Below are 8,086 nucleotides of genomic sequence, written 5' to 3'. Positions count from 1 at the left end.
CTCGGTGAGCCGCGAGATCTCGGGGCTGTTCGGGATCGCGGCCATCGGGGTGATCGTGCACGCGGCCGGTGACTTCGCCGCGGGCTACGCCGTCGGCCTGCTGGCCGCAGCCGGGCTGGTGCTGCTCGGCGCGCTGATCAGCCTGGTGACCCTGCCGTGAGGGTCGCGATTCTGGCGTTCGGGTCGCGGGGGGACACGCAGCCGTGCGCGGCGCTGGCCCGGGAACTGGTCGCGCGCGATCACGGCGTCACGCTGGTGGCGGCCGGGCGGTACGCCGGTCTCGCCGGACCCGGCATGACGTTCGCGCCGCTCGGCGTCGACCCGGAGGCGGTCGTGCACAGCGAGCGGGGGCAGGCGTGGCTGCGCAGCGGCCCGCTCGGGTTCGTGCGCGGCTTCAGTTCCGTGGTCGAGCCGCTGGCCGCCCAGCTGGTCGCCGAGGTGGACGCCGCCTGCGCGGACGCCGACCTGGTGCTCGCCCCGGCGCTCGGCGCGTTCGGCAGGCACCTGCACGACAAGTACGGCATCCCGTACCTGATCATGCAGTTCCAGCCGAGCGAGCCGACAGGCGAGTTCCCCAACCCGCTGGTGCCGTTCAGGACGCTGGGCGCCTGGGGGAACCGGGCCAGCTACGCGGTGGTCGAGCGGCTGGCCTGGACCGTGCTCGCGCGGACGGTCGACCGGCTGCGGTCGAGCGTGCTGGGCCTGGGTCCGCTGCGCGGCAGCCCGTTCGAGGCGGACCGGCGGGCCGGGGTACGGGTGTTGTGCGGGGTCAGCCCGCTGGTGGTGCCCAGACCGCACGACTGGCCCGAGTACGTGCACCTGACCGGCTACTGGCGGCTCGAACGTCCTGACCGGGAGCTGGACCCGGACCTGAGGTCCTTCCTGGTGGCCGGCCGCGCGCCCGTCTACGTCGGCTTCGGCTCCATGACGCCGGCCGACCCGCACCGGGTGGCCGCCCAGGTGGTGGCGGGCCTGCGGCTGGCCGGGCTGCGCGGCGTGGTGCAGGGGCTGCCGGTCGAGGCGGCGGACGACGTACACCCGATCGACGGGGACGTGGCCCACGAGCGGCTGTTCCCGCTGATGATGGCGGTGGTGCACCACGGCGGCGCGGGCACCACGGGCACCGCGCTGACGGCGGGGGTGCCGAGCGTCGTGTGCCCGTTCTTCTCCGACCAGCCGTTCTGGGGCCGCCGGGTGTCGGCGCTCGGCGTGGGTCCGCCGCCGCTGCCGATCGGCGCGCTGACGGCCGGCAAGCTGGGCGAACGCCTGCGCGACGTGCTGGAGTATCACGCGCGGGCCCGGCAACTCGCCCGTCTACTCCGCGTCGAGGACGGCGTGAAGCGGGCGGTGGATCTCGTTGAACGTAGCTGGTCGTCCAGATAGTGTGCGATAAGTCCACGATCACCCCCTTGGAGTTAGGCGCCATGCGACTGCGGCCACTCATCGTCATCGGACTCGCGCTCTCCCTGCTCGGTGTCGGCGTTCCCGCCTGGTCGGAGGACGACCCGCGCAGCTGTAACGACCTGCTGTCCGCCGACACCCCCGCGTACGTGGTCTGCCGCTGGATGGCCACGCCGGAAGAGGCCCGCGACATCGCCAGGTTCTGGCTCGACAACGACGGCCAGAACATGCGCGACTCCGGCCCGATGAACGAGATCGTGATCGACTGCAACCAGCCGGGCAACGAGTGCGCCAACGACTCCGAAGGCGACGGCGAGATGCACGACGTCGGCGACCCGGACGTCGAGGGCGCCGAGGACGGCGGCACGCCGGAGTGCCCGCCGGGCGAGAAGTGCTACGTCGACCCGGACAACATCTCCCAGGCCGCCAAGACGGCCGCCGCCGAGACCCCGTCCGGCCAGGCGGCCAAGACCGCGACCACCGCCGGCCTGCGTACCTGGATCGACACCGAACTGGCCGACGACTACCGGGCGGGCCAACTCGAAGCCGCGGTGCGGAAGGTGGCCGCGCTGGCCGCGCAGCAGGGCGTCGTGGGCATCAGGTTCACCTCCCAGCTCGGCCTGAACCAGACCTTCACCACCCCCGAGGAACTGGACGCGTTCGTCGCCGAGACCTCGGCCGCGCTGCGCAGGCTCGTCCCGGCCAAGAAGCTGGCGGCGCACACCGCGGTGCCGGTGCTCGGCTGCGGCGCGAACGAGGCGTGCAAGACCGAGGTGGCCAAGAAGTACCCGCTGCTCGACCCGGACCGCGTCGGCGCGTGGCTGGCCAAGGGCCTGATCGACCAGCTCGCCCTGGACAACGCGCACCTGGCCACCGAGTACGCCACCTGGCAGATCGACGCCCCCACCGCCCAGCGCAACCAGTGGATCCAGGTCAGGGCCCGCGCCTGGGACGCCTACGCGCAGATCGCCGCCGAGGACGCCGGATTCGCCACCGCCCCCGGCGCCGCCCAGCTCACCCCCGAGCAGGCCACCCAGGCCATCACCGACCGCATCGCCGCCCCGCTGCAGGACGACGCCGCCGAGACCGTCACGCTCTGGACGCGCTGGCAGGACGCCCAGGGCCAGGTCAACCGCGTGTACGGGGAGAAGTGGGCGGCCAACGCCACCTGGGACCAGCTCAAGAAGCTGTCCACGGTGCGCCCCCGCCTGGCCACGGTCTACGACCCGGCCACCCCCGAGGTCGACCCGGCCACGGACCTGAAGAACCTCTCGGAGGTGTTCGGCCAGGTCTACCTGCGTAGCTGAGCCGGATGTATCGAAACGACGGTGGCCGGCTCTGGAGTGATGTGAGACCCGATCGGGGCAATCCATCACGGAGAGGGGTTCCACCATGTCGCAGAACTTCGAGGAGCTGCCGCCACCGTCGTCCGTCCGCCTGATCGACTTCGATCAGGCGGAGATCAGGCCGGGGTTCCTGCCGAACACGTTCTTCCTGGTCGTGCGGGGCCAGAAGCCGTATCTGAACATGAAGGTCAGGCTCTCGCCGCTGGTCTACATCCGTCAGCCCGAATACTGGGGGATCGAGGTCACCGGCACGCTGCCCGGCGTCGGGCTGCCGGCGCTGGCGCCGTACACCGAGTCCATCCCGCTCGACGGGATCCTCGGCACCAAGGGCATCGAGGTGATCGGCGCGAACAGCAGGAAGACGTTCGACGTGCGCTAAGGCACTGAGCAGCCCGCCACTCACCGAACCGCTGAGCAGCCCGTCGCTCACCCGCCGGCCTGGACGCCGAACGGGAGAGGGGCGGGCTGCACCGCGTTCGGCGGGGTCAGCGGCGGCGTGTTGTCCAGCCGCCAGTCATCGCCGCCGGCCGAGTCGCCGGGCTGCGTCTTGGCCGGCCCGCCGCCGCGCAGGCCCAGGGCGGCCAGGATCATCGGGTAGGAGTTCTTGAACTCGCGGATCCAGTACGGCCAGGTGTGGGTGCCGTTGCCGTACAGGTTGAGCGTGTGCGCGATGCCCAGGCTGTTCAGCCGTTCGCTGAACGCCTTGCCGGTGTAGGCGGAGATCGGCTCGCCCAGGTGCGCGGGGTGCCAGGGGGAGCCCGGCGGGTCCAGCGGGCCGAGGAAGCTGTTGGTGCCGCTGGAGATGTAGAGGCTGACGCCCTTGAGGCCGGCCGCCAGCGCCATCGGGTCGTTGGCGGCCCAGACCTTCCTGTCGCGCCGCGGGTCGCCCCACAGCGCCAGCGGGTCCTGCTTCTCGCTGGCCTGGGCGTTCATGATGATCGCCGGGATACCGGGCAGCTCGGTGGCCAGGATGCCGCTGTAGGCGCCGGCGAACCTGAACAGGCCGGGGTAGCGGGCGGCGTACTTCATCGCGCCGTACGCGCCCATCGACAGACCGGCGATCGCGCGCCTGTCGCCGGCCCGGTAGCCGATCTCCAGCAGCCGTCTGACCTCGTAGGTGTGGAACGTGGCCCAGGCGGGCCGGCCGCCGCGGCCCGCGTTGTGCCAGTCGGAGTAGTTGCCCGCGCGGCCCGCCTCCGGCATGACCACGATGGCGTCCAGGTTCTCGGTGTAGGCGGCGATGTCGGTCATCCTGGTCCAGGACGTGTAGTTGTCCGCGCCGCCGTGCAGCAGGTACAGCACGGGCCAGGTCCGCTTCGCCGTCTTCGACCAGCCCTTGGGCAGCAGCAGCCGGACCGGCATCATCTGGCCGATGGACGGCGAGGAGATGAGGATGTCCAGCATGCGGGGGTTCAGCCGGCGCTCGCGTACCACTCTGGCGGTCCCCGGCAGCGCCTTCTGCCAGGGCGCGTAGCTCGCCGAGCCGGTGCCGGCCGGTTTCGCAGCGCTCTCGGACGGGCTCTCGGACGGGCTCGCGGACGGGCTCGCCGACGCGGGGCTCGGCGACGGGCTCCGGTCGGGGGACGGCGGAGGCGTCGCCGGTTGCTGCGGCGGTTTGCCGTCCGGGTCGGACAGGAACGGGTTGTCGTCGGCCGCGGGCACCTGGGGCTGCTGCTGATCCTCGACCGGCGGCGGCTGCGTGACCTGGTTGCCGTCGGGCACGAGCGACCATTCGGGGTCGGCGAGCGCGGGCGCGGTGTTCATCCCGACGAGCGGCATCCCGACGAGCAGCATCGTGGTGGCCAGCATCGTGGTGGCCAGTGCCAGTGGGCCGCGCGGTCGCATGACAGTCCCCTTCGCCGTGGGTGCAGGTGAGGCTAGGGCGTGCCCGGGTGCCCGAACTATGGGCCGAGGCAACGAAATGTCGTACGGCATTGCGCTCCGCCGGACAAAACCCGGGGATCGGCGGCTTATCACCGGCGTGACAATTCGCGCCCGAGGAATGTTCCGCTCGGCCCTGCCCCTCGCCGTGACCGGATGGGTATGTTGGCCGATCACCCCGTCCAGCATGGGAGCTGAGCGCTTGTGGACGTACTCGGCGAAGACGAGATCCGTCGGTTCCTCATCGAGCGGATCACGTCCCGGTGCGGCGAGCAGGTGGACCCGGACCGGCCACTGGAGGAGTACGGGCTGTCCTCGCGCGACGCGGTGGCGGTCGCCGGGGAACTGGCCGACCTGCTCGGCAGGGAGCTGACCCCGACCCTGGTGTGGGCGCATCCCACGATCGACCGGCTGGCCAGGGCGCTGGCCGGGGACCGGGCACGTGAACCCGAGCCGCGGCCCGCGCCGCCCGCGCCCGACGAGCCGGTGGCCGTGGTCGGCGTCGGCTGCCGGTTTCCCGGCGCGCACGGGCCCGCCGCGTACTGGGAGCTGCTGCTGGACGGGCGCGACGCGGTCGGCCAGGTGCCGCAGGGCCGGTGGGAGGCGTTCGACGACGGATCCGCGCGTACCGAGGAGGTGCTGGCCAGGACCACCAGGCACGGCGGGTTCCTGGACGACCTGGCCGGGTTCGACGCCGCCTTCTTCGGCATCGCGCCGGGCGAGGCCGCGGCCATGGACCCGCAGCAGCGGCTGCTGCTGGAGACCGCCTGGGAGGCGCTCGAACACGGCGGCATCGCCCCGCGCGCCCTGGCGGGCAGCCGCACCGGCGCGTTCGTCGGCATCTCCGGCAACGAGTACGCCTACCTGACCGGCGCCGACCTGGCGAGCGTCGATGCCTGGACGGCCACCGGCGCGGCGTCCAGCATCGCCGCCAACCGGCTGTCGTACCTGCTCGACCTGCGCGGGCCCTCGCTGGCCGTGGACACGGCGTGCTCGTCCTCGCTGGTGGCCACCCATCTCGCGGTCGGCAGTCTGCGCGCAGGCGAATGCGACCTGGCGCTGGCCGCCGGGGTGAACCTGCTGTTGTCCCCGCTGGTCACGGTCGCCTTCGACCAGGGCGGCGGCACCGCGCCCGACGGCCGGTGCAAGGCGTTCGACGCCGCCGCCGACGGCATGGTCAGGGCCGAGGGCTGCGGCGTGGTGGTGCTCAAGCGCCTGCGCGACGCCGAACGCGACGGCGACCGGGTGCTCGCGGTGATCCGCGCCACCGCCGTCAACCAGGACGGACGCTCCAACGGCCTGGTCGCGCCCAGCCCGGAGGCGCAGGAGTCGCTGCTGCGCCAGGTCTACGGCGGGCTCGACCGGGGCCCCGACTATCTGGAGGCGCACGGCACCGGCACGTTCCTCGGCGACCCGATCGAGGCCAGGGCCGTCGCCGCGGCCATCGCGACGCCGGTGCTGCTCGGCTCGGCCAAGACCAACCTGGGTCACCTGGAGGCGGCGGCGGGTGTCGCCGGGCTGATCAAGACCGTGCTGGCCCTGCACCACGGCGTGATCCCGGCCAGCCTGCACTTCCACCGGCCCAACCCGCACATCCCCTGGGACACGCTCGACGTCGTCACCGCGCCCACCCCCTGGCCACGTCAGGACGCCAGGGCCGGGGTCTCGTCCTTCGGCTTCGGCGGCACCAACGCCCACGTCGCGCTCGACGCCTACCGCTCGGGCACGTCACACGGGCGCTGGTGCGGCGCGGCCAAGAGCGTGTTCCTGCTCACCGGCGCGGACGCCGACCGGGTGCGCGAGCACGCGCGGGAACTGGCCGACCGGCCGCCCGCCGCCGACCTCGCCGACCTCGGCGACGTGGCGCACACCCTGGCCAGGCGGGCGCGCGGCGGCGGCCGGGCCGCGGCCGCGGTGGTGGCCGCCACGCCTCAGGAGCTGGCCGGCAAGCTCAGGACCGTCCGGCCCGCCCCGATCCCGCCCGCGCCGAAGGGGCCGGTCTGGGTGTTCAGCGGGTACGGCGGCCAGTGGCCGGCGATGGGCGCCCGGCTGTACGCCACGGAACCCGCCTACCGGCAGACCATCGACCACCTGGCGCCCCTGCTCCGGGCCGAGGCGGGCATCGACCCGCACGACCCGTCGCTCGCCGGCGTGGCCGCCGTGCAGCCGGTGATCTTCGCCGTCCAGCTGGCGCTGGCGAACCTGTGGCGGGCCTACGGCTACGCGCCGGCCGCGGTGATCGGCCACTCCATGGGCGAGGTCGCCGCCGCCGTCGTGGCCGGCGGTCTGAGCACGCACGACGGCGTCCGGGTGATCTGCCGCCGGGCCCGCCTGCTCGGCACGCTGGGCGGTGGCGGGGCGATGGCCGTCGTCCAGGTCCCGGCCGCGGACGTGCCGCAGGACCTGCACGTGGCCGTCCACTCCGCGCCCACGCGGACCGTCGTCACCGGCGACCCGCACCGGGTGGCCAGGTTCGCGGCCGAGGTGGCGGCCCGCGGGCTGTTCGCCAGGACGCTCACCGCCGAGGGCGCGGGTCACTCGCCGCAGGTCAAGCCGCTGCTGCCGAGGATCAGGGAAGAGCTGGCGGCCATCGGCGCGGGCAAGCCGGGCATTCCGTACTACTCGACCGTCTTCGACGATCCCAGGCGGTCGCCGACGTTCGAGCCCGCCTACTGGGCGGCCGGGGTCAGGCGTCCGGTGCGGTTCATGCAGGCCGTCCAGGCCGCAGCCGAGGACGGGTTCACCGTCTTCACCGAGCTGAGCCCGCACCCGCTGCTGGCCGGCGCGCTGCGCGAGACCCTGCCGGGGCAGGCGCACGTCACCCACTCGCTGGAACGCGAGCACGACCACGCCTTCCACGACCAGCTCGCCGCGCTCGCCGTCGCCGTGCCGCCGCGCACCCGGGGCCGGGTGGTCGACGTCCCGTCCGCGCCGTGGCGGCACGTCCGGCACTGGCCGCCGCCGCGCCGGCCCGCGTCCGGGCACCGCCTGCTGGGCGCGCACGTGGAGACTCCCGCCGGGCACTCCTGGTCCACCACGCTGGACGACCTGTCGCAGGCCCCCTGGCGCCTGGCCGACCGGCACCGCGACGGCGAGCCCGTGCTGCCGCTGGCGGCGGTGGCCAGGCTGGCGCTCGCCGCCGCCGCAGAGGCGTCCGGCCCGCACCGGGGCGCGACCGGCCTGTACGACGTCACGCTCCACGCGCTGCTCCCGCTGCCCGCCCAGGTGACGGTCACGCTCGCGGACGGCCGCATCGAGGTGACCGCCAAGAACGCGGCCGGCGCCTGGACCCGGTACGGCACCGCGTCCCTCACGCCCGGGGCCGGAGTGGGGTCCGGAGCGGCGCTGGAGTGGGCCGGGCACGTCACGGCGGACGGCGTCCTGGAGGACGTGCACGTCCGGGAGACCCCGCCGCCGCCCGCCACGCTGGCGAGCAAGCTCGTCACCCACACCTGGAC

General features: G+C 73.6%; 5 protein-coding genes. 4 read left to right on the top strand and 1 reads right to left on the bottom strand.

Annotation, left to right across the window (positions count from 1 at the left end; genetic code table 11):
• Window positions 1-156: 156 nt before the first annotated feature.
• The 3 genes from HII36_RS51215 to HII36_RS51205 all read left to right on the top strand — a co-directional run bounded on the left by HII36_RS51215 (window position 157) and on the right by HII36_RS51205 (window position 3,126).
• Window positions 157-1,383, top strand: a complete 1,227-nt coding sequence (locus HII36_RS51215; protein WP_173530676.1) for a glycosyltransferase — start codon at window positions 157-159, stop codon at window positions 1,381-1,383.
• 41 nt (window positions 1,384-1,424) lie between these two features.
• Complete coding sequence (locus HII36_RS51210; protein ID WP_173530675.1) at window positions 1,425-2,708, top strand: hypothetical protein; 1,284 nt, start codon at window positions 1,425-1,427, stop codon at window positions 2,706-2,708.
• An 85-nt stretch (window positions 2,709-2,793) separates the two neighbouring features.
• Window positions 2,794-3,126: a hypothetical protein gene (locus HII36_RS51205; protein ID WP_173530674.1), complete on the top strand. Its 333-nt coding sequence runs from the start codon at window positions 2,794-2,796 to the stop codon at window positions 3,124-3,126.
• A 47-nt stretch (window positions 3,127-3,173) separates the two neighbouring features.
• Here HII36_RS51205 and HII36_RS51200 read toward each other — a convergent pair whose 3' ends face one another.
• The gene (locus HII36_RS51200) at window positions 3,174-4,592 is read right to left on the bottom strand and encodes an alpha/beta hydrolase (protein WP_236004981.1); all 1,419 of its coding nucleotides are present in this window, start codon (window positions 4,590-4,592) and stop codon (window positions 3,174-3,176) included.
• Window positions 4,593-4,832: 240 nt separating this feature from the next.
• Here HII36_RS51200 and HII36_RS51195 point away from each other — a divergent pair.
• The coding region (locus tag HII36_RS51195; RefSeq protein ID WP_173530673.1) for a type I polyketide synthase at window positions 4,833-8,086 on the top strand (3,254 nt) is incomplete at its 3' end.

The sequence above is a fragment of the Nonomuraea antri genome (genome assembly GCF_013283785.1).
Lineage (GTDB): Bacteria > Actinomycetota > Actinomycetes > Streptosporangiales > Streptosporangiaceae > Nonomuraea > Nonomuraea antri.
This window is presented reverse-complemented; position numbering and strand designations above follow the sequence as displayed.